Source organism: Sphingomonas sp. NCPPB 2930, from assembly GCF_042867205.1.
Lineage (GTDB): Bacteria > Pseudomonadota > Alphaproteobacteria > Sphingomonadales > Sphingomonadaceae > Sphingomonas.
Genome location: NZ_JBHZQU010000014.1, coordinates 23,105 through 46,537, shown reverse-complemented (window position 1 = coordinate 46,537; position 23,433 = coordinate 23,105). Strand labels below are relative to the sequence as shown.

At 66.2% G+C, this 23,433-nt stretch carries 17 protein-coding genes and 2 pseudogenes; 11 read left to right on the top strand and 8 right to left on the bottom strand.

Going from position 1 to position 23,433, the window contains the following annotated elements:
- Positions 1–134: 134 nt before the first annotated feature.
- Entirely contained in the window at positions 135–2,423 is a 2,289-nt protein-coding gene (locus ACFX59_RS14735; protein ID WP_387433167.1) for a glycoside hydrolase family 3 N-terminal domain-containing protein, read from the top strand.
- A gap of 131 nt (positions 2,424–2,554) precedes the next feature.
- Positions 2,555–3,739: a DUF2252 family protein gene (locus ACFX59_RS14730; protein WP_387433164.1), complete on the top strand. Its 1,185-nt coding sequence runs from the start codon at positions 2,555–2,557 to the stop codon at positions 3,737–3,739.
- A 51-nt stretch (positions 3,740–3,790) separates the two neighbouring features.
- Here the strand turns inward: ACFX59_RS14730 and ACFX59_RS14725 are convergent, their stop codons facing one another.
- Positions 3,791–4,393 carry a DUF2076 domain-containing protein gene (locus ACFX59_RS14725; protein ID WP_387433161.1) on the bottom strand — a complete coding sequence of 201 codons (603 nt, stop codon included), beginning with the start codon at positions 4,391–4,393 and terminating at the stop codon, positions 3,791–3,793.
- Between the two features lie 179 nt (positions 4,394–4,572).
- Between ACFX59_RS14725 and ACFX59_RS14720 the strand changes: the two genes are divergently transcribed.
- Both ACFX59_RS14720 and ACFX59_RS14715 read left to right on the top strand, forming a co-directional pair.
- Positions 4,573–5,061, top strand: a complete 489-nt coding sequence (locus ACFX59_RS14720) for a hypothetical protein (protein WP_354296519.1) — start codon at positions 4,573–4,575, stop codon at positions 5,059–5,061.
- A 17-nt stretch (positions 5,062–5,078) separates the two neighbouring features.
- A complete protein-coding gene (locus tag ACFX59_RS14715) occupies positions 5,079–5,993 on the top strand; it encodes an SMP-30/gluconolactonase/LRE family protein (RefSeq protein ID WP_387433159.1) in 915 nt (304 codons plus the stop codon).
- A gap of 273 nt (positions 5,994–6,266) precedes the next feature.
- On the opposite strand, the gene ACFX59_RS14710 is transcribed toward ACFX59_RS14715, so the two are convergent.
- Together ACFX59_RS14710 and ACFX59_RS14705 are read right to left on the bottom strand one after the other, a co-directional pair.
- The gene (locus ACFX59_RS14710) at positions 6,267–7,772 is read right to left on the bottom strand and encodes an FAD-dependent oxidoreductase (protein WP_387433156.1); all 1,506 of its coding nucleotides are present in this window, start codon (positions 7,770–7,772) and stop codon (positions 6,267–6,269) included.
- A gap of 31 nt (positions 7,773–7,803) precedes the next feature.
- A complete protein-coding gene (locus tag ACFX59_RS14705; RefSeq protein WP_387433154.1) occupies positions 7,804–8,373 on the bottom strand; it encodes a Dps family protein in 570 nt (189 codons plus the stop codon).
- A gap of 195 nt (positions 8,374–8,568) precedes the next feature.
- On the opposite strand from ACFX59_RS14705, the gene ACFX59_RS14700 reads away from it, so the two are divergent.
- From ACFX59_RS14700 to ACFX59_RS14685, 4 genes are all read left to right on the top strand, one after another.
- On the top strand, positions 8,569–9,921 hold the full coding sequence (locus tag ACFX59_RS14700) for an alpha/beta fold hydrolase (RefSeq protein WP_387433152.1): 1,353 nt from the start codon (positions 8,569–8,571) through the stop codon (positions 9,919–9,921).
- Positions 9,918–11,465, top strand: a complete 1,548-nt coding sequence (locus tag ACFX59_RS14695) for a GMC family oxidoreductase (protein WP_387433149.1) — start codon at positions 9,918–9,920, stop codon at positions 11,463–11,465. The genes ACFX59_RS14700 and ACFX59_RS14695 overlap by 4 nt, the downstream gene beginning before the upstream one ends.
- Positions 11,466–11,582: 117 nt before the next feature.
- Entirely contained in the window at positions 11,583–13,628 is a 2,046-nt protein-coding gene (locus tag ACFX59_RS14690; protein ID WP_387433147.1) for a M13 family metallopeptidase, read from the top strand.
- Between the two features lie 67 nt (positions 13,629–13,695).
- Positions 13,696–14,292, top strand: coding sequence for an antibiotic biosynthesis monooxygenase (locus tag ACFX59_RS14685; protein WP_387433145.1), 597 nt, complete (start codon positions 13,696–13,698; stop codon positions 14,290–14,292).
- A gap of 265 nt (positions 14,293–14,557) precedes the next feature.
- Here the strand turns inward: ACFX59_RS14685 and ACFX59_RS14680 are convergent.
- From ACFX59_RS14680 to ACFX59_RS14670, 3 genes and pseudogenes are all read right to left on the bottom strand, one after another.
- Positions 14,558–15,352: pseudogene (locus ACFX59_RS14680) on the bottom strand (IS481 family transposase); the annotation flags it as partial.
- Between the two features lie 246 nt (positions 15,353–15,598).
- The gene (locus ACFX59_RS14675; RefSeq protein WP_387433143.1) at positions 15,599–16,723 is read right to left on the bottom strand and encodes a purine nucleoside permease; all 1,125 of its coding nucleotides are present in this window, start codon (positions 16,721–16,723) and stop codon (positions 15,599–15,601) included.
- A gap of 14 nt (positions 16,724–16,737) precedes the next feature.
- Complete coding sequence (locus ACFX59_RS14670) at positions 16,738–19,959, bottom strand: carboxypeptidase regulatory-like domain-containing protein (protein ID WP_387433141.1); 3,222 nt, start codon at positions 19,957–19,959, stop codon at positions 16,738–16,740.
- A 264-nt stretch (positions 19,960–20,223) separates the two neighbouring features.
- Here ACFX59_RS14670 and ACFX59_RS14665 point away from each other — a divergent pair.
- The 3 genes and pseudogenes from ACFX59_RS14665 to ACFX59_RS14655 form a co-directional block, all read left to right on the top strand.
- Positions 20,224–20,411 (top strand): annotated as a pseudogene (locus tag ACFX59_RS14665) (IS701 family transposase); the annotation flags it as partial.
- 152 nt (positions 20,412–20,563) lie between these two features.
- Positions 20,564–20,752: a hypothetical protein gene (locus ACFX59_RS14660; RefSeq protein ID WP_387433139.1), complete on the top strand. Its 189-nt coding sequence runs from the start codon at positions 20,564–20,566 to the stop codon at positions 20,750–20,752.
- Between the two features lie 215 nt (positions 20,753–20,967).
- Positions 20,968–21,378, top strand: a complete 411-nt coding sequence (locus ACFX59_RS14655; RefSeq protein WP_387433136.1) for a helix-turn-helix domain-containing protein — start codon at positions 20,968–20,970, stop codon at positions 21,376–21,378.
- A gap of 12 nt (positions 21,379–21,390) precedes the next feature.
- Here ACFX59_RS14655 and ribB read toward each other — a convergent pair whose 3' ends face one another.
- Positions 21,391–22,494, bottom strand: a complete 1,104-nt coding sequence (ribB, locus tag ACFX59_RS14650; protein WP_387433133.1) for a 3,4-dihydroxy-2-butanone-4-phosphate synthase — start codon at positions 22,492–22,494, stop codon at positions 21,391–21,393.
- Positions 22,491–23,429 carry a fumarylacetoacetate hydrolase family protein gene (locus ACFX59_RS14645; RefSeq protein ID WP_387433130.1) on the bottom strand — a complete coding sequence of 313 codons (939 nt, stop codon included), beginning with the start codon at positions 23,427–23,429 and terminating at the stop codon, positions 22,491–22,493. Before ACFX59_RS14645 ends, ribB begins: the two co-directional genes overlap by 4 nt.
- Positions 23,430–23,433 lie beyond the last annotated feature (4 nt).

Below are 23,433 nucleotides of genomic sequence, written 5' to 3'. Positions count from 1 at the left end.
CTCACATCGTATCTTGTGCGACGTGTCCAGCCTGTGTAACCGGTTACAAAAGAGCGTCAATGCGAAAGTCGACAGGCGCATGCAGAAGCCCGAAGGGCCGCGAGCATTCGCCATATCCTAGGGGAGAATCGCCAATGTCCGACACCAGAATCTCGCGGCGTGCAGCGCTGCTCGGCGCAGGCGCGGTGGCGGCCTGGGCGGCCAGCCCGGCGCGCGCGCTGCTTGCGCAAGGCGACGGCGTCGCGCTGCCCGCCTCGGTCGAGGCGATCCTGGCGCGCATGACGCTGGAAGAAAAGGCGGGGCAGCTCCAGCTGAACGCGGCGGCCTGGGGCGGCGGCGTCGCCACCGCTCTCAACCCGCCGTCGAACGGCCCCAGCTTCGAGGGGCAGCTGGCCGATGCGGTCGCGGGCAAGCTGACCGGCGTGTTCAACGGCAATGGCGCGGAAATGGCGCGGCGGATGCAGGGCGCGGTGATGCGCAATTCGCGGCTGAAGATTCCGCTGATCTTCGCCGCCGACGTGATCCATGGCCATCGCACCATCTTTCCGGTGCCCGTCGCCGAGGCGGCCAGCTTCGAGCCCGACCTGGCCATGCGGACCGCGCGGATGGCCGCGTTCGAGGCGGCGGCGGCGGGCATCGACTGGACCTTCTTCCCGATGGTCGACATCGCGCGCGACCAGCGCTGGGGCCGCACCATGGAGGGCGCGGGCGAGGACGTGCTGCTCGGCAACCTGTTCGCCGCCGCGCGCGTGAAGGGATTCCAGGGCAAGAGCCTGTCCGCCGACGATGCGGTCATGGCCTGCATCAAGCATTTCGCGGCCTACGGCGCGGGCGAGAGCGGGCTCGACTATAATATCGTCGACCTGTCCGAACGCACGCTGCGCGAGGTCTATCTGCCGCCCTACAAGGCCGGGTTCGATGCGGGCGCGATGAGCGGCATGGCCTCGTTCAACGAGATCGACGGCATCCCCTCGACCGGCAATCCCTGGCTGATGAAGCAGGTGCTGCGCGACGAGTGGAAATTCCCCGGCATCATCGTGTCCGACTATACCGGCGACGAGGAGATGATCGCGGCGGGCTTCGCCAAGGACGGCAAGGATGCCGCGCGCCTCGCCTTCCTGGCGGGGGTCGACATGAGCATGCAGTCCAACCTCTATGCGCTGTACCTGCCCGAGCTGGTGCGCGAGGGCGCGGTGCCGCAGGAGGTGCTCGACCGCTCGGTCCGCCGCGTGCTGGCGGTCAAGCAGATGCTGGGGCTGTTCGACGATCCCTTCCGCCGGATCGACCGCAAGCGCGAAACCGCGCGGTCGCGCACCAAGGCGGCCCTGGCCCTGTCGCGCGAGGCGGCGCAGAAGGCGATGGTGCTGCTGAAGAACGACGGCGACCTGCTGCCGCTCGACCCCAATCGCCGGATCGCGCTGATCGGTCCCTTTGCCAGCGGCCAGCACGACCTGAACGGGCCATGGGTCGTTTACGGCGACAACAACCAGGCGATCGACCTGGTGACCGGCCTGCGCGATGCGGGCGCGAAGAACGTGACGGTGACGCCGGGCTCGGGCGTCGAGCAGGCGCTGCCCGGCGGGATCGAGGCGGCGGTCGCGGCGGCGCAAGCGGCGGACGTGGTCGTGCTGGCGATCGGCGAGAGCGAGGTCATGTCGGGCGAGGCGCAGTCGCGCACCTCGATCACCGTGCCCGCGCCGCAGATGGCATTGGCCGAAGCGGTCGCCCAGGCGGTGAAACCGTCCGGCAAGCCCATCGTCGTCCTGCTCAAGAACGGGCGCGGCCTTGCGCTGGAGGGCGCGGTGAAGGACGCGCCCGCGATCCTCGTCACCTGGTTCCTCGGCTCCGAGACCGGCCATGCCATTGCCGACATCCTGTTCGGCAAGGTCGGGCCGTCGGGCCGCCTGCCGCTCAGCTTTCCGCACGAAAGCGGGCAGGAACCCTATTATTACGCGCACAAGGCCACCGGCCGCCCTGCGCCGGAGGGGCCGCGCGTCCCCTACAAGACCCAGTGGCGCACCGCGCCCAACGCGGCGCTCTATCCGTTCGGCCATGGCCTGACCTATGGCAAGGTCTCCTACGGCGCGGCGCAGGTGCCCGCCAGCCTGCCCTGGGACGGGCGGATCACGGTGTCCGCCACCGTCACCAACGGCGGCACCCGCCCCTGCGAGGAGGTGGTCCAGCTCTATATCCGCGACCGCGTGGCCAGCATCACCCGGCCGGTGCGCGAGATGAAGGCGTTCCGCAAGGTCGCGCTCGCCCCCGGCCAGAGCGAGGTCGTGAGCTTCACGCTGACCCGTCCCCAGTTGGAGTTTCTGGGCCGGGACCTGCGCCCCACCGTCGAGCCCGGCACCTTCGACGTGTGGATCGCCCCCTCCGCGCAGGACGAGGGCGCGCATGGGACCTTCGACCTGATCCGCTGACCGGCGCGGCGGGGCATGATGCGGGGCAGGACGTCGCCCCGCCGCCTGCCCCGCCCGCCAGCAACATTTTGTTACTTTCGGCGGCGGGCGGCGTTTGAAAGAGAATCCCTCCTGTCAGGTGCCCCCGATCGATGCCCCTTCCCGCCGAACGCCACGCCATCCTCGACCATCGCCGCACGCTGAAAATGGCGCGTTCCGCCCACGCCTATGTGCGGGGCAACACCGCGAAATTCTATGAATGGCTGGCGGCGTCGCCGGTCGCGGCACGAGTGCCGCAGGGGCCCGCCATCTGGATTTGCGGCGACTGCCATCTGGGCAATTTGGGGCCGCTGGCGAACGGCGCAGGACAGGTGGAGATCCAGATTCGCGATCTCGACCAGGCGGTGATCGGCAATCCGGCGCACGATCTGATAAGGCTGGGGCTGTCGCTCGCCACGGCGGCGCGGGGATCGGACCTGCCGGGCGTGGTGACGATGCGGATGCTGGAGGAGATGGTCGACGGCTATGCCGCCGCGATCCGCGACCCCGGTGGCGATCCCGGCGACGAATCGGATGTGGTGCGCAGCGTCGAGCGCGCCGCGCTGGGCCGCCGCTGGCGCCACCTCGCCAGGGAGCGGCTGGACGCGGTCGAGCCGCGCATCCCGCTGGGCAAGAAATTCTGGGAACTCGCGCCCGAGGAACGGGACGCGCTGGAGCATCTGTTCGAGGACGAACGCGTCGCCGCGCTGGTGCTGGCGCTGAAGGGCAAGTCGAAGGAGCGCGAGGTGCGGCTGGTCGATGCCGCCTATTGGATGAAGGGGTGCAGCTCGCTGGGGCTGCTGCGCTATGCCGCGATCGTCGGGCTGAAGGGCGGCAAGGGCCAATGGACCTATGCGCTGGTCGACCTGAAGGAAGCGACCGATCCGCTCGCCCCCGCGGCCGCCCGCGCGACAATGCCGCGCGACAATGCCGAACGGGTCGCCGCCGCCGCCCGCGCGCTGTCACCCCATCTGGGGCAGCGGATGATGCCGGTGCGGATGCTCGACCGTTCGTTGTTCATCCGCGAGCTGACGCCGCAGGACCTGAAGCTGGAGGTCGACCAGTTCAGCCAAGGCGAGGCGGTGCGCGCCGCCCGCCATCTCGCCTTCGTCGTGGGCAAGGCGCATGGCCGCCAGCTGGACGATCGGGCCAGGGCCGACTGGCTGACGATGCTCGACGCCGACCGGGGCGGTGCCGTCGACACGCCCTCCTGGCTGTGGGAGAGCGTCGTGTCGCTCGCGGGGCGGCACGAGGCGGGCTATCTGGACCATTGCCGCCACTATGCGCTTGCCGCCTGAACGACGGCGGACGGAGCCGGTAGGGCCGGTGCCGTCCGCCGGGGCGCAGCGTCAGTAATCGTCCGACGGGTCGAAATCGCCGCTATTGTCCATTCCGCCATCGTCGAAGCGGCGGTCGTCATCATCCCCGTAATTGTTGATAGTGATATTCTCGGGCCGCTCCATGAAGCCCTGACCGCCACCGCCGCCGAACAGGCCGCCGCCGCCCTGGTGGCCGAACATGTCCGACAGGCCGGAAAACAGCATCTGGCCGCCGACCACCCCGGCCGCCGTCGTGCCCGCGCTGCGCAGGAAGCTGCCGAGCCCGCCGCCGCCGGAGAAGACGCCCGGCCGGGCCTCGGGCGGGGGCGGCGCATAGCTATCCTGCGGCCGCGCGCGCCAGGGGCCGCCCGCGCCCTGCGGCAGGAAGCTGCTGCCGGACGGGGCCGGGGCGTATTGCGGCTGCTGGCGTTCCAGCTCGGCGATGCGCTGTTGCGCGGCGTGGAGCGACTGGTCGGCGACGATCGCATGCTGGACCAGCAGATAGGCCGCATCCGGATTGGATGACAGCGTGCGGGCGATCATCGCCTCGGCCTCGCCATCCTTGGCGCTGGTCCGCGCGGCGGCCAGCTCATCGAGGAAACGGGTGAGAAGGGTGCGTTCTTCGGCGTTCATCGGGGCACTCCAGTGATGCGACCGGAACATCGGCCGGGCGTCGGTGGAATCAAGATCGCCGGCGATGGATGACCGATAATTCACCGCGCCGGAACGCGGCGTCGACCATTCGGTTGATCCGGCATCGACGCGGTCGGCGTGCCCCGGACGGGTCCGCCGCCGCGCATGGAGGGGAGACGATGATGACCGACCTGCCGAGCCGCGTTCCGCTGGACAATGACGGCACCGATGCCGACCGCCCCCCGGTCCTGCCCTTCCTGAACATGTGGACCGCCATCGACGGCACCAGCCGCATCGACCTGTCGCGGATGACCGGGTTCGGGATGAAGAGCGTCGGGGGCAAGGCATCGCCGCAATGGATGCGCCCCTTTCCCGGCGAGGTCGCCGCGATCAACTTCGCCGTCTTGCCGGTCGGCTGGACCGGCGATTGGCACGAAAGCCCCAGCCCGCAATGGGTCATCCCGCTGCGCGGCCGCTGGTTCATCGAGACGATGGACGGCAACCGGGTCGAGATGGGGCCGGGCGACATCCATTTCGGCCAGGATCAGGACACCACCGATGGCAAGGGCCACCGCTCCGGCCAGATCGGCGACGAGCCCTGTTTCCAGATCATGATCCAGTTCGCGACCTCGCCCGCTGCGCAGACGCGCGATCCGTTCGGCGCATGACGGGCGATCCTCCCCCCTTGCTGACACCCGCGCGCCTGCGTCCGCCGGGACCGCCCGAGCCGACCGAGGCCGCCCCGATCCGCATCTACCATGCCGCCGCGCGGGAGGTGCTGGGCGAGGCGCGGCTCTTCACCCTCTACGATCAGGCGAGTTGGAGCGAGGGGCCGGTCTGGTGGCCGCGCGCGCGGACGCTGGTGTGGAGCGACATTGTCGGCCGCCGGGTGCTCGGCTGGCGCGAGGATGGCGCGGTCGACGTGCTGCTCGACGCGACGCCGTTCATCAACGGCAATGCGGTCGCCGCGGACGGCGGCCTCGTCCATTGCGAGCATGGCCGCCGCGCGATCAGCCGCTCGGACGGCACCGGCATCCCGACGCCGATCACCACCCAGGCGCAGGGCCAGCGGCTCAATGCGCCCAATGATCTGGCCGTCGCCGATGACGGTTCGATCTGGTTCAGCGACCCGACCTTCGGCCTGGAAAACCCCAGGCAAGGCGTGCCCGGCCGGCCCGAGAGCGGGCGCACCGCGATCTGCCGGATCGGCGCGGACGGGACGGCGGTGCGCGTCATCGACATGGCGCAACCCAATGGCCTGGCCTTCTCGCCCGACGGCCGCATTTTCTATGCCTCGGAGACCCCCGAACATGGCGAGGGCGAGGTCGCGATCTTCGCATTCGACCGGCATGGCGATACCCTGTCGAACCGCAGGCTGTTCGCCCGCGTGCCGCAGGGCATTCCCGATGGCTTCACCGTCGACCGGCGCGGCTGGCTGTGGAGCAGTTCGGAAATCGGTGTCGAGCTGTTCGATGCCGAAGCCCGGCACCTCGCGACCATCCCCACGCCGCACCTGTGCAGCAACTGCGCCTTCGACACCGACGAGCGGCGGCTGTTCGTGACCGGCGGGGAAAGCCTCTGGATGCTGGCGCTGGGGTAGCGCGCGCCGGGGCCAATCCTATTCAACGATGCCTTTCCTTCCCTCGCCCCTCGCAGAGGGGAGAGGGTTGCGCAGACTTGGCCTTTGCGAGAGCAAAGGCTTAGTCGGAGCTGGGTGAGGGGTGGGCGCTCGCGAAGCGAGCGCGCGAGCCTCTGGGCTCGCTCAACCCCTCACCCAAGCTGCGCTAGCCAGCAGGCTGGCAAGCTTCGCTAACCCTCTCCCCTGTCCAGGGGAGAGGGGGGAAGAAGACGCAATGCTGAATGGCGATCCGACTTAGTCGCGCTCCCAGCCATGTTCCTTTTCCAGCGCCAGAACATCGCGCCCGGCGGTCAGGACCGCCCGCTCGCGCCCCTCCTCGGCAAAGGACACCACGAAGTCCCGTCCGGCAACGTCACCGTCGATCGCCCGATCTTCGGTCGATGCGACATGGCCGACATAGCGCAGACTGAGGTCGTAATGGCCCGACCAGAAAAACGGCACCTCGGCATATTCCGCTTCGCCCTCGCCCATCAGATGCCGGGCGAGCCATTGGCCCATGCGCTGTGCGACCACCCAATGCTCGACGCGGATCGGATGGCCCAGCCGGGGATCGGGCACGCTGGCGATGTCGCCGATCGCATGGATGGCCGGGTCGGAGGTACGTAGGCAGCCATCGACCTGCACCCCGCCCCCCGCTTCCTTGGCGGCGAGCGTCAGCCCGGCCGCCTCGGCCAGCTCGGTTCGGGGCGTGGCACCAACACCGGCGACCAGCAGATCGCCCTCGACCCGGCTGCCGTCGTCGAGCGTCGCGGCATGCCCGTCCCAGCGCGCGACGCGGCGGTTGAGGTGGAAGGTCACGCCCTTGGACTGGTGGAGATCGCGGATCATCGCGCCGACTTCCGGCCCGGCGGTCTTTTCCAGCGGCAGGTCGGCGTCGGACACCACCGCCACTTCCAGACCGCGCGCGACCAGCGAGGCGGCGACCTCCAGCCCGACATAGCTCGAACCGATGACGATCGCACGCGCCGCGCCTGCCAGCGCGGCGATCAGCCGGTCGGCATCGGCCAGGCCTCGCACGACATGCACATCGTCCCGGTTCGCGCCGTAGAAGTCGGGCAGGACGGCGGCCGATCCGGTCGCCAGGATCAGAATGTCATAGGCCACACGCTCGCCGTCACCGAGCACGACCGCCCCGGCATCGCGGTCGATCCGCGTCACCGCCACCCCGGTCCGCAGCGTCACCCCCTCGCCCGGCGGCGGGAGCGCGGTGTCGTCGCGCTCCGCCTTGCCCGCCAGATATTGTTTGGAACAGAAGGTGCGATCATAGGGCGCGTCCGGCTCGTCCGACAGGAGCGTCACCGTTGCATCCGCGCCGTGTCGCGCCAGCATCTCGGCACAGGCATGGCCCGCGCCGCCGCCACCGACGATGACGACCCGGCCGATCCTCCGCCCGGTTTTCGCCGGCGCGGCCTCGCCCCGTGGCGCGGGCCCCTCGACCCGGACCCGCCCCTGCTCCTCGACCACCGTGAAGCGGTCGAGCGGGGCAAAGGCAGGCGCGCCCACCGCCTCGCCCGTCTCCACGTCGAAACGGGCATGATGCCAGGGGCAACGGATCGTGCCATCGGCGACGATCCCGTCGGCAAGCGGCGCCTTCAAATGGGTGCAGATGCCCGAGAGTGCGCAGACACGGCCCCGATGGCGGACCAGGACCACGTCCCGTCCGTCCACGACCCCGGCAAGGATCCGCCCTTCCTCCAGATCGGTGGAGGCGATGCCATTCGCCAGATCACGGTCCGCCATCGCCTCACCCTTTTTCCGTCGGTCGTTCGGGTCAGTCCGCGCGCTGCAATTCGGTCGCGGCGAGATGCTCGCCGATGAACCAGACCTGCGGCTCGCCGGTGCGGATGATGTCGCTGACCAGCAGGTCGTTGGTGCCGTCGTCGCCCGATTCATCGGCGGTCTTGGCGCCCTCATGCGCCTGTTCCAGAACGATCTTGTGCGCCTCGAGCAGCCGCGCGAGCATGGTCGGCACATCCTCGCGGCCACGCGGCGGGCGCGGGATCTTGGTCATCTCGGCCACGTCGTGCGGCGTCGCGATGCTGATACCGCCCAACGCCTGGATACGTTCGGCCACCATGTCGACCAGTTCGGCCTGCTTCTCATAATGGGTGTCGAGCAGCAGATGCAGTTGATAGAAGGTCGCACCCGACATCTGCCAATGATGCTTCTTGTACAGGTCGCGCAGCATGATCGTGTCGGCCAGCACCTGGTTCAGGATCGACACGCTTTGCTTGCGAGCATTTTCGGACAGGCCGAGCGGCAGGTCTTTCAGCGTGCCGAACGGCTGGATTTCGTGATAGTCGATCTTGTACTGCGGCTGCGCCTGGTCGGTATCGGTCACGATGTCACTCCACTCTGTAATGATCTTCGTTCCGAAGCGCTTGTTCCCGCGCAGGGTTCCATGAAATTATCGACAAGCCTGCGGGAACAAAAATCGCAGCGATCATGATCCAAATTAATTTCGATACGGTCGCTTTGGGCGGGAACGCTCCGGCTTTTGCGACGTCCAGCATGGGATTTATCCGGGCGAGACCGCATGACCCAACCCATATTGGTTTTTCTTCACGCACTCGGCGCCAGCAGCGGGGAATGGGATCTGGTGCGCCGCGAGCTCGGCCACTTGCCCAGCCTCGCGCTCGACCTGCCGGGGTTCGGTGCGCGAAGCGACGAGGGCTATGCCGATGTCACCGCGATGGCGGACGATCTGGCCGACACGATACGCCGCCACCGGCTGACCGCGTGCATCCTGGTCGGGCACAGCATGGGCGGCAAGATCGCCACCCTGGTCGCCGCGCGCGCGCAGGCGGGCGAGCAGGGGCTGGCCGGTGTCGTCGGGGTCGTGCTGGTCGCCGCCTCCCCGCCCGCCCCCGAGCCGATGGACGATGACCGTCGCGCCCAGATGATCGGCTGGGTGGCGGACGGCCCGGTCGGACAGGCCGATGCCGAGACCTTTGTCGACGCCAACACCGCCCGGCCGCTGCCCTCGCCGCTGCGCGAACAGGCGATCGCCGATGTCCGTCGGTCGAGCCGCGAGGCATGGCTGGGCTGGCTGGAGCGCGGCAGCCGTGAGGATTGGAGCCGACAGGCAGGCTCCATCACCATCCCGGCGCTGATCGTGGCGGGCGCGGAGGATGGCGATCTGGACGAGGAGGCGCAGGCCCGGCTGAACCGGCCGCATTATCGCCATGCCGAGATGCGCGTGGTCGAGGGTGCCGCGCACCTGATCCCCTATGAACAGCCCGAGGCGCTGGCCGCGCTGATCGCCGATCACGCCGCCTCGCTCGCCGCATCGATCCTTCCCGCCGGGTTCGTCCATATCCTGGGCTCCGACCGGGTCAGCCGCCGGGCCCGCGCCGCGATGCTGGAGCGGACGCGGCCGGTATCCGATGACCAATGCGGCTGGTCGGACGCGCAGCTGGCCCTGGTCGCGGCGATGATCGCGCATGTCCTGCCCGACCGGGGGGCCGATCGCGACCTTGCCCGCCATGTCGGTGCGGCGGTCCATGGCCCCGGCGATGGCTGGCGCTTCGCCGACCTGCCGCCGGATCGGGTGGCATGGGCACAGGGACTGGCCACGCTCGACGCGCTGACCGGCGGGTTCGTCACGCTGGACCATGCGGCGCAGGCCGAATGGCTGAAGCGGATCGACGCTGGATATGCCGATATGGCGTCCGGTCCTGACCGGCTCAGGCCCGACCAGATGGCCCTGTGGTTCCAGGACGTCCGCGCGGAGATCGTGCGGCAATGGATGGCCTCGCCCGCCGCGATGGCCGCCATCGGCTATGACGGCTTCGCGGTCGGCGGCGATGGCCCCCGCAAACAGGGCTATGCCCGCACCGCCGCCAACGACGCCGAACGCTGGCAGCACGCCACGGAGACGACCGCATGAGCCGCCCCCCTTATGCCGAGCATGACATGGTCGACGCAGTGGTCATCGGCACCGGCGCGGGCGGCGCGCCGCTGGCCGCGCGCCTCGCCAAGGCGGGCTTGTCGGTCGTCGCGCTGGAGGCGGGTCGCGCCTTTCGCCCCGACGAGCATGTCGCCGACGAGGTGGCCGCCAATATCTATTGGATGGAGGAGCGGCTGAGCGGCGGCGCCGACCCCACCGCCTTCGGCTCGAACAATTCGGGCATGGGGGTGGGCGGATCGACGCTGCACTGGGGCGCCTTCTGCCCCCGGCCCGATCCCCGCGACCTGCAACTCCGCACGATGACCGGACAAGGCGCGGACTGGCCCGTCCCCCATGCCGAGCTGATCGCCTATATCGAGGAGGTGGAGACATTCACCGGCGTTTCCGGCCCGGCGCATTATCCGTGGGACGACAGCCGCCGCTATGCCTATCCGCCGGTGGCGCGCAACGCGTCGGCCGACGCCATGGCGCGGGGCTGCGCGGCGCTGGGCATCACCGCGACCGACGCGCCCGCCGCGCTGGTGTCGCGCGACCGGGATCAGCCCTATTGGGGGCAGCGGCAGGCCTGCGTGAATTGCGGCACCTGTCACCAGGGATGCCGCAACGCGTCCAAGACCAGCATGGACACCAGCTATCTCCCCTATGCCGTCGCGCATGGCGCCGAGATTCGCGCCGGATGCCGCGTATTGTCCTTCGAACGCGACCATCAGGGGCGGATCGACGCCGTGGTCTATCGCCAGGACGGCGAGGAGCGCCGCCAGCGCTGCCGCGCGGTGTTCCTGTGCGCGGGGGGGGTGGAGACGCCCCGCCTGCTGCTGAACCTCGGCCTCGCCAATTCGAGCGGACAGGTCGGGCGCAACTTCATGGCACATGTCGCCACCCAGGTCTGGGGCCGGTTCGACGCCGAGATGCGGATGAATCGCGGCTACCCCTCCTCGATCATCACCGAGGACATGATGCGCCCCGGCGATGCGGATTTCGCGGGCGGCTATCTGATCCAGAGCCTAGGCGTGCTGCCCGTCAATCTGGCGACCGGGCTGGCGCGGGGCGCGGGCATGTGGGGGGACCGGCTTCAGGACACGCTGCGCCACTATAACCGGATGGCGGGGATCGGCATCAATGGCGACTGCCTGCCCCATCCCGACAACCGCCTGACCCTGTCGGACGAAACCGACGCCTTCGGACAGCGCAAGGCACGGATCGACTTCAGCTATCAGGCGAACGAGCGCGCCATCGATGCGCATTCGCGGCGCACCATGACCGCCATCTGGAACGCCGCGGGCGCCAGCGACATCTTCGCGGTCGACCGCTCGGCCCACACCATCGGCACCTGCCGCATGGGCGACGATGGCGACGAGGCGGTGGTCGATGCCGATGGCCGCAGCTTCGACATTCCCAACCTGCTGATCTGCGACAATTCGATCTTCCCCAGCGCGCTGGCCGCCAACCCCGCGCTGACCATCATGGCGCTGTCGCTGCGCACCGCCGACCGGTTCCTGGCATCGTCGCGGGGGCAGACGTGACGACGGGCGCGGAGCCCGCCAGCATGTCTTCCGTGTCACATTCGTCGCGGCCCCTTGACGGGAGCGGGGCAAGGCGTGCTCCATCGGTCAGCAACACTGTCTGAACCCGGAAACACCATGAAACGCCTCGCGCTCTCGCTCGCCCTGCTCGCCTCCACCGCTGCCGTCGCCCAGACCGGCGCCCTCTCGGGCGTCGACAAGGCGCTGATGGACGGGGCGGTCAGGCCCGGCGACAATTTCGACACTTATGCCAATGGCACCTGGCGCAAGACCGCCCAGATTCCCGCCGATCGCTCCTCGATCGGCGTCGGGCTCGACGTCTCGCTCCGCGCCGAGGCGCGTAATGCCGCGATCATCAAGGGGGCCGCGGCCGCCCGTGGCGCACCGGGCAGCGACGAACAGCGGATCGCCGACTATTACGCCGCCTATACCGATACCGCCGGGATCGAGGCGCGCGGGCTCAAGCCGATCCAGCCCGGCCTGGCCGCGATCGCCGCGATCCGCGACAGACATGACCTGTCACGCGCGATCGGTGCCGCGATGCGCGCCGACACCGATCCGTTCAACAATAACAATTACGCCAGCACCAACGACCTGTTCGGCCTGTTCGTCAGCCAGGACCTCAACCACCCGACACGCAATGTCCCCTATCTGATGCAGGGCGGGCTCGGCCTTCCCGACCGCGACTATTACCTGTCCGACAAGCCCGAGATGGCGGAGATTCGCACCGCCTATCGCGCCTATCTGGGCCAGTTGCTGCAACTGGCCGGGCTGTCCGATCCGCAAGCCCGCGCCGACCGCATCTTCGCCCTCGAACAGAAGATCGCGGCGGCCCAAGCCGACATCATCGCCAGCCAGGATGCGCATAAGGGCGACAATCCCTGGACCCGCGCCGACTTCGCCACCCGCGCGCCGGGCCTGGACTGGGCCGCATTCTGGACGGCAGCGGGCGTGCCCGCGAGCCAGCGCGACTTCATCGCCTGGCAACCCGGCGCGATCACCAGGCTGTCCGCGCTCGTCGCCAGCGAGCCGCTGCAAAGCTGGCGGGACTGGCTCGCCTTCCACATGATCAACCAGGTCACCGGCTCGCTGCCCAAAGCGATCGACGACGCGTCCTTCGATTTTTACGGCCGCACGCTGACCGGCACGCCCGCACAGCAACCGCGCGAGAAGCGGGGCATCGCGGCGGTCAATGGCGCGCTCGGCGAGGCGGTGGGCAAAATCTATGCCCGCCGCTACTTCCCGGCCTCGTCCAAGGTCGAGATCCAGCATATGGTGACGAACATCGTCGCCGCCTTCGACCGCCGCATCGCCGCGCTCGACTGGATGGCGCCCGCTACCAAGGCGGAGGCGAGGGCCAAGCTGGCGGTGCTCAAGGTCGGGGTCGGCTATCCCGACCATTGGTGGAATTACCCGACCTTCGCGGTGCGCGCAGACGATCCCGTCGGCAATGCGCAACGGGCGCGGCTGTCGCTCTATCGCTATCACCTCGCCAAGCTCGGCAAGCCGGTCGATCGCGGCGAATGGTGGATGACGCCGCAGACGGTCAATGCGGTCAACCTGCCGCTTCAGAATGCGCTGAACTTCCCGGCCGCGATCCTGGAGAGCCCTTATTTCGATCCCCGGTTCGACGCGGCGGCCAATTACGGCGCGATCGGATCGGTGATCGGTCATGAGATCAGCCACAGCTTCGACAATCTGGGCGCCGATTTCGATTCGACCGGGCGGCTGCACAATTGGTGGACGCCTGCCGACCTCAAGCGGTTCGAGGGCGCGGGCCAGGCGCTGGTCGCCCAATACAACGCCTATGAGGCCTTGCCCGGGCTCCACCTCAACGGCGAGCAGGAACTGGGCGAGAATATCGCCGATGTCGCCGGACTCACCGCCTCCTACGAAGCCTATCGCGCCTCGCTCGGGGGCAAGCCCGCCCCGGTGATCGACGGGCTGACCGGCGATCAGCGATTCTTCCTGGCCTTTGCGCAGAGCTGGCGGACCAAGATGCGCGACAAGGCGCTGCGCGCCCGGATCGCGACCGACGTCCATGCGCCCGCGCCGTGGCGGGTCCTGACGGTCCGCAACCTCGACGCCTGGTATGCGCCCTTCGACGTCCAGCCGGGGCAGGCGCTTTACTTGACGCCCGAAAAGCGGGTCCATATCTGGTAAATGGCGACACGCCCCCATGCGCCTTCCGCATCGCAGGCGCATGGGGGTGCGGCATGGCCCCTCACCGATGCTTGAGCAGAAACGAGACGGCCATCCGGGCGTTCTCCCCGCCATGCCACTCGATCCCGAAGAGACCACGACCATCGTGACCAGCCGCGCTATCCGCGCGGGGCATGAGGAAGATTTCGAGCGATGGGCCGCCGAACTGGATCGGCTGGCCCGCGCCGAACCGGGCTTTCGCGCAAGCATCCGGCTGGGCCAGACGGCGGGCTTTCAGCATCTCCTCTTCCGCTTCAACGATCGTGGCACGGCCGAGGCCTGGCGCAACAGCCCCGCCTTTGTCGCGCATGCGGTGATGGCCGACGACTATTCCACCGCGCTTGACCAGATCGGCACCGGCGACGCCGTCCGCTTCGAATTGCCGAGCGACGCCAGCGCCAGCAAGTGGAAGCGTTTCGTGACGACATGGCTGACGGTCTTCCCGGTCCTCCTGATCGTCAGCCTGAGCGTGCGCATGGTGGTGAAGGAGGCCCCCCTGCCCCTGCAACTGCTCCCCTCGTCCCTGCTGCTCACCGCGACCCTGCAATGGGTGATCCTGCCGCGCCTGCAACGACACACCCGTTTCTGGCTGCTTCAGGACGGCTCCGGCCATCTGAGGACCTGATAGATGCGCGGCTTTGCCGCTTATGCATCGGTGCGTGGCTTATCGAGAGCATGACGACCTACCCGGACTCGCCGATGGCCCAGAGGCGGAGTTGGTTGCGAGCGTGGCGTCGCTGGTGGCGTATGCCCTAAACGACAACGCCGCCCTGGAGGGCGGCGTGTGGCGATATAGCGTTGGTTGCGGGGGCAGGATTTAACCGCTGTAGAACCCGGTTTTCAATTTTGGGTGCCGCATCGGATCATTCGATACCTTCCCATTCATGCATCTAGGTGTTCAGTCCCGGCATCTGGTGGATCGGGTCGACGATGAACCGGTCTGGCTCTGACGTCCAGATCTTGGCGATGTATTCGTAGGGTGTGAGCCCGCTGAGCGTCTTGAGCCGGCGGGCAAAGTTATAGGCGGCCATGAGTCGTCGAGGTGCGTCCGGAGCTGGTCGTGGCTCTCGTAGTGGAAGCGTTTGATGGTCGCCTCCTTGATGGTCCGGTTCATCCGCTCGACTTGTCCGTTGGTCCACGGATGGTTCGGTTTGGTGAGCCGGTGCTCGATATCGTTTGCCTCGCAGATCATATCGAAGCGCATTTGGCGGGACCAGGCGGTGTTGCGGTTGCGGGGCTGCTCGGCGAACTGGATGCCATTGTCGGTCAGGATAGTGTGGATGCGGTACGGCACGGCTTTCAGCAGATGTTCGAGGAACTCCCACGCTGTGCGTCTGTCAGCCTTGTCGACCAGTTGAGTGACCGCGAACTTGCTCGTGCGGTCTATGCCGACGAACAGGTAGAGCTTGCCTTCGGCAGTCTGCACTTCCGCAATATCGATGTGGAAGAAGCCGATCGGGTAGCGTTTGAAGCGTTGCCGCTTCGGTTTGTCGCCTTCAATGTCGGGCAGCCGGGAGATCCCGTGCCGCTGGAGGCATCGGTGCAGCGCTGAGCGCGTCAGATGCGGGAGCGACGGTTGCAGGGCGTAGAGGCAGTCCCCCGCCTACGCGGGGGCAGGCCAGCGGCAGCAGCGTGTGCCGCCGGAACGCCACAACCATTGCCTCCGCAGCCTCGGACAGGGTTGAATGCGTTCGTCCATGATGTTGCGAACATAGGCGCTGATCATGAAGTTAGCCTTCTGTTCAGAAAACCGGGATCATCTCTGTACGACCCTCGCCGCATCCATCACGCCCGCAGCGAGATATCCCGGTGGCAGGTTGGTCGTCCACCTATTTCCTTCGTTGCTGTCTGGTACCCGACCGACAGGCTGATCAGCGTAGTGACGACCAGACCGCTGGCGACGTTGAGTGATCGCGGCTAATGCAAACCCCTCATTTTTGCCGTTTTGACAAGGCTGAAGCAGTTGGAATCGTGTCGACATATCGGTCCCAATGGTCTAGCAGTTCGTTCACGACAGGCGCGCCTACGCGATAGTTGGCTTCATACGCTGCGATTTGACCCAGCCCTTCGTCGCTGACGCTGGCGACGGCGGACTTGCCGGGTGGGGGCATCGAGGGATTGCTACCCGTGCGAAGCACCATCACGCGCGCGGGATCGACCAGCTTCAGCTTTGCGCCGAGTTCGATCGCGCCCGCCAATGTCTGGCTTTCCATATTGGTCATGGCGAACACGCCTTTGCCATGCGTCCACAACTTGACCCAGTCGCGTGCCCATTGCGTCCGGCCGGATCCGTGCCAGTAGCGCCGCGACCCGAGTGTCTCACCCATCAGCACGAACGGAGGCCTCTGCGCATTGGGAAAGCCCTTCCAGGCGGCGCGCGCTTTCTGGAGGGCCGGGGTATCCGGAATCGTGATCGAGCGTGTTCGTTCAAAGGCCCAGCGGGCGAGGCCTTGATTCAGTTCGATCGCCATGCCCAGCCCGGCCGTGTCGTCACTGCCACCGAAGCTATTGCCGTTGTCCGGCAAGGCATTGGGCGCCGTCGCCCCTATCGCGAACAGTCCGTAGGGCCAGGACTTCGGAACCTCACGGTCGTCGAATTCGCGCAGCGTGTCGCCCTGCACGACCCAGCGTGCCCACGCCGCGCTGCCGACCGAGGCAAGCTGCGGATCGACGCCCGATATCCCGGTGAACAGCCAGTAGGTCTTCGAAAAATCGAACCGCGGATCCATCAGCAGTCCGATCAACTGCTGCCCGGCATCGCCGAACAAGGTTCCGGTGCCGCCCCAGACCATCCCGTACAGCCCGCGCGCATTGCGGCGCAGCGGGTGGACGCCACCGGGCAACGCGATGACGTCGTCGAGCTTCTCCCGTTCGGCCCACAACTGGAATTCCCCCGGGATGTCGCCGGTGTCCTCCCCCGGTTCGAAATTGGCGATTACGATCACCTTGACCGGGATGCGCTTCGTGACGGGAAGCGGTGGCACCGTAGGTTCTTGAGCGGCGGCGACGGGGGAGGCGGTGAGCGCGAGCAGTACGGCGACAAGGATCGATTGCATCGTCATCTCCCGATTTAAAAGTCTATCCGCGCGCCGACCCTCAGGCCCCAGACCGAAAAGCGCGCCTGGTTGGTTTCCACCGGTGCCGTGAACGCGGAGTAGCGATACTGCGCACAGGCGTTGGCGCCGCTGGCGACACAGGCAACACTGACGATTGGCGAATTTGTCGCCACCGTGCGGTACGATCCCCAGTTGTGATCGATCAGGTTGAGCACGTTTTCAAGGTCCGCGAACAGTTTGAACTTCGCTGGCACGAATGGGATAGGCATTTCCTGATCCACGTGCAGATCGACCTTGAACCACGTCGGTGCACGCATGCTGTTCTTGGCGATGACCCCCTTGGTCAGCCCGTTGGCAACGGCATATGCATGCAGCGAGTCATAAGTCGCAGAACTGTCGTACACGACCAGCGGATCCGCAGTCGCGCTGGACAGATCCGGCACGTACAGCAGCGCTCGCGTTGCGGTGTTCGTCGTTCCAAACACCACCGAACGGCTGTTGACGGATGCCGGATCGCGCATCGTCAGACTGTAGGGATTGCCTGAGCGTCGTTCACCATACAAACTGAACCGGGTATTATTGTCACCGAAGAACGCATGATTGAAGTCGAGATTGAACTTTAGGCTGCCGCGGATTTCATATTGGCTTGTGCCGTAGGCGGATCCGTTCGGATCGACCGCAGCACTTGCGCTGTAGAGTTCCGACGCCAGCGAGCCGTTGAGCGGCGCCAGTTCGGTGATATCCTGGAAGGTGTAGCTGGCACCTAGTCCCAAGCTCTTCCCGAAGCGTTTGTCGATGCGGGCGACGGCCACCAGCGAATGGCCCCGGTCAGTGTTTGTCAGCCGGAAATCGCTGTTAACCGTCGCGGTCGAATAGCGTGGGCGACCGTCTGGGGTCGTGCCGATTACTACCGAACGTAAGTCGGTGTAGATCGGCGCGTCCTTTACGAAGCCATAGTATATGTCGCCGCCGATGCGCCAGCCATCGCCGAGGAAGCCGAGGTTGGCAATATAATCACCCGAGAGGCTGGTTTTCCACGTCGAGGCAGGCCGATAGTTCGCGGCCATCGATGCGGTGCCCGCATTGGCCAGGCTGGCGGTGTTCGTCCGTAGATAGTCGAGCACGGCGGGAGTGAACGTACGTCCGTTGACGCCGTCCAATGCCGCTGAACACAGTGCCGCAACGACGTTACAACTGCCGTTCGCAAGCCGTTGGATGGTTATAGAATTGCTGACGACCCCGGTATCGGTAAAACTGCGCCCGATCAGCACGTCGGGTGTGCCGCCCTGAAAGAGCCCCCCGCCCGCGCGTAGCGTTAGCCGGTCACTCGCTCGCCATGTCGCCCCGATGCGAGGTTGCGGCACAAACTTGCCCTTGAAGGTGCTGGTATTGGTGAAGCCGTACCGCGCTTGGAAGAAGTTGCTGTCCGCCGGTCGGTCCGACATATCGTACAGGTCGGCTCGAACGCCATAAGTGACGTTCAGCCGGTTGCTAACGTCCCAGCTGTCCTGCAGACCATAAGTGATTTGATTGTAGGAAAAGTTGCCGTACGCATCGGCGTTGTTGCCCGACACGGCCCCCGCCAACACCAGCGAGCTTGCTCGGCCGCTGCGCAAATCCGCGATAGAGTCGAAGTAATACGTCCCCAGCGAGTTGGCAATAAACTGGTTTACGATGTCGTTGCGGTTATAGGCAAAGTTTAACTTTACCGAATGCACGCCAAATTCGCCCCGCAGTGTAACATCCGCCCCATAATTCTTGGTACGAACTACGTTAGTCTGGTTGAAACGGGCAGTACCTACTACCAGGCTGGCGTTATCGGCAACGCCAGTCGTCCCGGATACGCAGTTTATCGGATTTCCAACCGATGACGGATCAAGGCAGGTCGTTAGTTGCGCAAATCCTGCTTCGCCGGCTGGCAACCTCGGCGCATCATAGCTTCGGTAATTGACGCGGATTTCGGAGTGGAAATTGTCGGACCAATCTGAATTAAGCTGTGCAATTGCCGCATCTGACCCTTGCGGGACTTTCGTTGCGTTGCTTGCCAGTGCCAGCGAGGGCTGGCTGACGGATACCGAACCGCCCCCCGCGCTCACGTTTGTGTTCGAATTATGGATATACGTAAGCGCCAGACGCTGCCCATCGACGATATTCCAATCGATTTTAGCCGTATATTTCTCGTCCGTCTCGCGGACCGATCCAAGCACCCCCATTGCGTCGTATTTATAGTTGGATGACAGGATCGAACTGACCGTGTCGATCTGCGATTGCGCAAGGCTGGGCACGACGTTTGGCGCGCCCGCCAGCCCGAAAGTCGCCGGGGTGGTCTCGCTTAACCGTTCATAGGCTAATGCGAAGAACAATTTGTCCTCGAAAACTGGTCCAGACAGAAACCCGCCGTAGCTCCGGCTACTAAAATCGAGGGCGAGCGGGATTGCTCGCGTGCTGTTCCCGGTAAGGCCGTCGTTGGTGTAGGTGAAGAAGCCGTCACCGTGGAACTTGTTGCCTCCCGAGCGCAGAACGACGTTGATGGCGCCACCCTGAAAATCGCCCTCGGCAACGTCGTATGGCGCTACCTTGACCGACAATTGCTCGATCGCATCGAGCGGTACGGGACCGCGTGCGGTCGGCAGGCCGCCGGTGTTGAGGCCCAGCGTGTCACTGAAGCGCTGGCCGTCGACCGAAAATTTGTTGGTGCGTGCATTCGCTCCGGCGATGCTGATGCCGTTGTTGGTTGGGTCGATCGTCGCAAAGGGATCGCGCTTGGCAATGTCGCGAATGTCGCGTTTGACCGACGCAACGCCAGCGATCGCGGTGCGATCAAAGACTGAAATCGGGCCAGTTGACAATTGTGTCGCCTCGCCACGTTTGCTGCCTGTAACGACGATGTCGGCCCCGTCGCCAGGCTGGCTCAACTCGATAGGCAGACGCAGTGGCTGACCGGCGGTCAGGCTGATCCCGGTAATTTCGATCGGAGCATGTCCCGCTACCTCCACACGGACGGTGAACGGGCCACCCGGGCGCAGGCCAATCGCGGCGAAAGTACCCGAAGCGTCCGTCCGGCTAGTCGCAGTGGTGCCCGACGGCACGTGGACGATGGTGATGTCAGCATCGGCGATGGCCATGCCGCCATCCGTCACTATTCCCCGGATCGCGGATGTCGTCTCCTGCGCATGGATCGCCGTAGCGGAACACAACGCCATAGCAAACAGGCCAGAACGATGAAGAACACGCATCACGAAACCCCCTTTGACGGCAATGGATTGCATTGATCAGACGCGGAACAGAGCGTTCATTACCCTGCGTCGGATTTTCAGCGGTGCGCGGCTATGGGAGCCGATCTGCGTCGCTATCCCGGCCGTTCAATTAAGGAAGACCAAGGGAAAAACAAAACGCAATGATTATCACAGATCGTTGCAAAAATGAGCGCAGTTCACGATCGTACGCGAGTTTAGCATTACAGTTGCGTTCTAGATCGTGTTCTGAACCAATGTGTTACCATGGCGAGGAGGCCGTGGTGACGGGAGCGTCGATCGAGACAACGCTGGAGCTTTGGGCATCACCGCTGCGTAAGGTGAAGGCGCGGATGCAGTCCCTGTTTAGCCAAGCGTTCAGCCAGGCGCGAGTTGCGGCATCGGCGAACAGTTTTCTGGATGGCCTGCTGGGCTCGAACAGCAACGGGCGGGGTTAACCCCGCCCGTTGCTTCACCCGCGCTCATACTCGACAACACCGGTCGGTCTCTGGTCGCCGCTGGATGAAAGACTGGGGTCACGTCAGGGTCACGTCATCTGCGCCGACAAATCCCCGAAAAGCTGCGCCCTGCATTCGACGGCAAGGCGTTGTCGAAGGTATCGCTGGGCACCAAGAATGGCAGCGAAGCAACGGTGCTCTTCCTCCAGGCCAACGCCGCGCTCGAACAGCGGTTCGAAGAGGCGCGAGCCCGGCTGAAGGCAACAGGCAGCCCCTGCCCGTCCGCACGCGATCGTGCCGACGAATTGATTTCTGCTATTTCCAGGGCCCCGAGTTGAAGGCCGGCGGTCTTGATGGCATCGAACCTCTGCTGCTTGCCCGGCTGGAGCTGGACCGTGGATTGTGGAACGCAACGCAGCCCGGATGCAGTTCCCCCCTAGCCCACTGGGCGGTCAGCAATGGTGGGAGGTGGCGAACATGGCGACGATCCGCGCCGGGATTGCGACCCTGATACGGGAGCTGGGGTGGTCCGCACCGGGGACATGGCGCGGCGATGGATGCCGCACTGCTGACAATCCTGGTCGAGGCACTGCGCGCTTTGGGCGCGATGCAGGGCGGCGCGCGGTCTGTGCCGGACCATCATCACAGCCTCGTCGCCCGCCTCCGCGCGCGGATCGACGAGCGTTTTCGGCTGCGCGAACCGATCGCGGACTATGCCGACGCACTGGGGACCAGCGAAAGCCGCCTGTGTGTCGCCCGTGCCCGGATCGCGCCTCTATCCCCCGCCGCGATGCTGGACCAGCACGCCATGCTCGATGCCAAGCGGGCGCTCCTCTACACCAATTTATCGGTGGCGGAGGTGGGCTATTCGATCGGCTTTTCCGACCCGGCCTATTTCACGCGCTTCTTTACCCGCCATGCGGACGTATCGCCGCGCGCCTATCGCCAAATGGGCAATAGCTGATCCGCGATGCGATCAGATTGCGCGCTCACCCGCCACGCGCAACCCATAGCCCTCCAGCCCGACCAGCGTGTGGCGGCTGTTGGTCAACAGGATCATTTCCTCGACGCCCAATTCGTTCAGGATCATCGCGCCCACGCCATAGTCGCGCAGCTCCTCCATATCGGGCACCGCTGCACCAGCACGGGCATGGATCGCCAGCGTCAGGCCATCGGGGCGTGGGCGGTTGATGACCACGACGATCCCGCTTCCCTCCCGGCCAATCGCCTCCATCGACCGGCGAAGCAGACCGCTGCGCGCACCCGCCTCACCGAACAGGTCGGCAAAGGGCGACAGAGCATGCATCCGCACCAGCGTCGGCCGCGTCGGATCGACCCTCCCCTTGACCAGCGCGACCTGCTCGCTGCCGGTCGCGCGGTTCCAAAAGGTCATGGCCCGCCATTGTCCGCCCCATTCGCTGTCGAACACCGTTTCCGCGCGCTTTTCGACCAGATGATCGTGACGGCGACGATAGGCGATCAGGTCGCGGATCGTCCCGATCTTCAATCCATGGAATTGCGCGAAGGTGACGAGCCGGTCGAGCCGCGCCATCGTCCCGTCCTCGTCCATGATCTCGCAGATCACGCCGGAGGGATTGAGCCCGGCGAGCCGCGCGACATCGACCGCCGCCTCGGTATGCCCGGCGCGGACCAACACGCCGCCGTCGCGCGCAACCAGCGGAAAGACATGACCCGGGCTCACGATCGCTTCCGCGCCCTGGGCCGCGTCGATCGCAACCGCGATGGTGCGGGCGCGGTCGGCGGCGGAAATGCCGGTGGTCACGCCATCGCGTGCTTCGATCGAGATGGTAAAGGCCGTCTCGTGCCGCGTCCCGTTGGTGCGCGTCATCAGGTCCAGCCCGAGCTGTTCGACCCGTGCACGCGCCATCGCGAGGCAGATCAGACCGCGCCCATGCCGCGCCATGAAGTTGATCGCATCGGGGGTGGCCATCTGGGCAGGGACGACCAGATCGCCCTCATTTTCCCGATCCTCATCGTCGACGAGGATGAACATGCGCCCGTTACGCGCTTCGTCGATGATCTCCTCGGGGGTGGAAAGAAAGGCGTGGCCGCCGGTCATGCGCGGACCACGCACTGGTCGATGGAGCCGAACTGCGACCCCGCCCGCATCGTCACCCGATCGCCGAAGGACAGGAAAGGCGTACGCGGCGTACCGCCCTCGATCATCTCGATCGCCCGGCGTTCGGACAGGCAGGTTGAGCCGACCCGCGCATGATCGACATTCGACACGGTGCCCGAACCGATGATCGTCCCCGCGGGCAGGTCGCGGGTTCGCGCGGCGTGCGCGATCAGTTCGTGGAAGCCATAGGCCATCTCGTCGCCCACCGGGTTTCCGAACCATGCGCCGTTGATCTCGACCGTCAGCGGCAGGCAGACGCGACCGTCGCGCCAGTCATCGCCAAGTGCCTCGGGCGTGACCGCGAACGCCGCGACCGAACAGGCGGGCTTCGCCTGGACCCAGCCGAAGCCGGTCTTCATCTCGACCGGCGCGATCGCGCGCAACGACCAGTCGTTGAGCAGGAGGACCAATCGGACATGGCCAAGCGCCGCCTCCGGTGTGCACCCCATCGGCACATCGCCCGTCACCACCGCGAACTCACCCTCGAAATCAATGCCGTCGGCCTCGCTGGGGAGCGGCACGTCCTGCGTCGCCGCGAGGAAGCGGTGCGACATGCCCTGATACATCAGCGGCTTGTCGGTTTCGATCGGCGGCAGGTTGAATGCCTTCTGCATCAACGCGCCGTGCGTCGGGAAGGCCGAGCCGTCGAGCCACTGCCAGGCGCGCGGTAACGGAGCCAGTAACGCGGTGCCGTCCAACGCCTCCCCCTCCGCATCGACCCGCCCGGCCAGTGCGCGCAGAGCGGGTTCGACGCGCGTCCAATCGTCCAGCGCCGCCTGCATTGAAAGGCCCGTATGCAGGCAGAGGCGGCCGTCGGTCGAGACCACGACCAGCGCTCCGTCCCGGCTGCCATCGTCACGGGTCGCAAGCCGCATCGCG

Coding starts and splice junctions, on each gene's coding strand:
- ACFX59_RS14710 (WP_387433156.1), bottom strand. CDS start 7,772: ATGGCGGACCGTGATCTGGCGAATGGCATCGCCTCCACCGATCTGGAG.
- ACFX59_RS14685 (WP_387433145.1), top strand. CDS start 13,696: ATGCTTGAGCAGAAACGAGACGGCCATCCGGGCGTTCTCCCCGCCATG.
- ACFX59_RS14730 (WP_387433164.1), top strand. CDS start 2,555: ATGCCCCTTCCCGCCGAACGCCACGCCATCCTCGACCATCGCCGCACG.
- ribB (WP_387433133.1), bottom strand. CDS start 22,494: ATGACCGGCGGCCACGCCTTTCTTTCCACCCCCGAGGAGATCATCGAC.
- ACFX59_RS14675 (WP_387433143.1), bottom strand. CDS start 16,723: ATGCAATCGATCCTTGTCGCCGTACTGCTCGCGCTCACCGCCTCCCCC.
- ACFX59_RS14725 (WP_387433161.1), bottom strand. CDS start 4,393: ATGAACGCCGAAGAACGCACCCTTCTCACCCGTTTCCTCGATGAGCTG.
- ACFX59_RS14645 (WP_387433130.1), bottom strand. CDS start 23,429: ATGCGGCTTGCGACCCGTGACGATGGCAGCCGGGACGGAGCGCTGGTC.
- ACFX59_RS14735 (WP_387433167.1), top strand. CDS start 135: ATGTCCGACACCAGAATCTCGCGGCGTGCAGCGCTGCTCGGCGCAGGC.
- ACFX59_RS14720 (WP_354296519.1), top strand. CDS start 4,573: ATGATGACCGACCTGCCGAGCCGCGTTCCGCTGGACAATGACGGCACC.
- ACFX59_RS14670 (WP_387433141.1), bottom strand. CDS start 19,959: ATGCGTGTTCTTCATCGTTCTGGCCTGTTTGCTATGGCGTTGTGTTCC.
- ACFX59_RS14690 (WP_387433147.1), top strand. CDS start 11,583: ATGAAACGCCTCGCGCTCTCGCTCGCCCTGCTCGCCTCCACCGCTGCC.
- ACFX59_RS14700 (WP_387433152.1), top strand. CDS start 8,569: ATGACCCAACCCATATTGGTTTTTCTTCACGCACTCGGCGCCAGCAGC.
- ACFX59_RS14655 (WP_387433136.1), top strand. CDS start 20,968: ATGGATGCCGCACTGCTGACAATCCTGGTCGAGGCACTGCGCGCTTTG.
- ACFX59_RS14695 (WP_387433149.1), top strand. CDS start 9,918: ATGAGCCGCCCCCCTTATGCCGAGCATGACATGGTCGACGCAGTGGTC.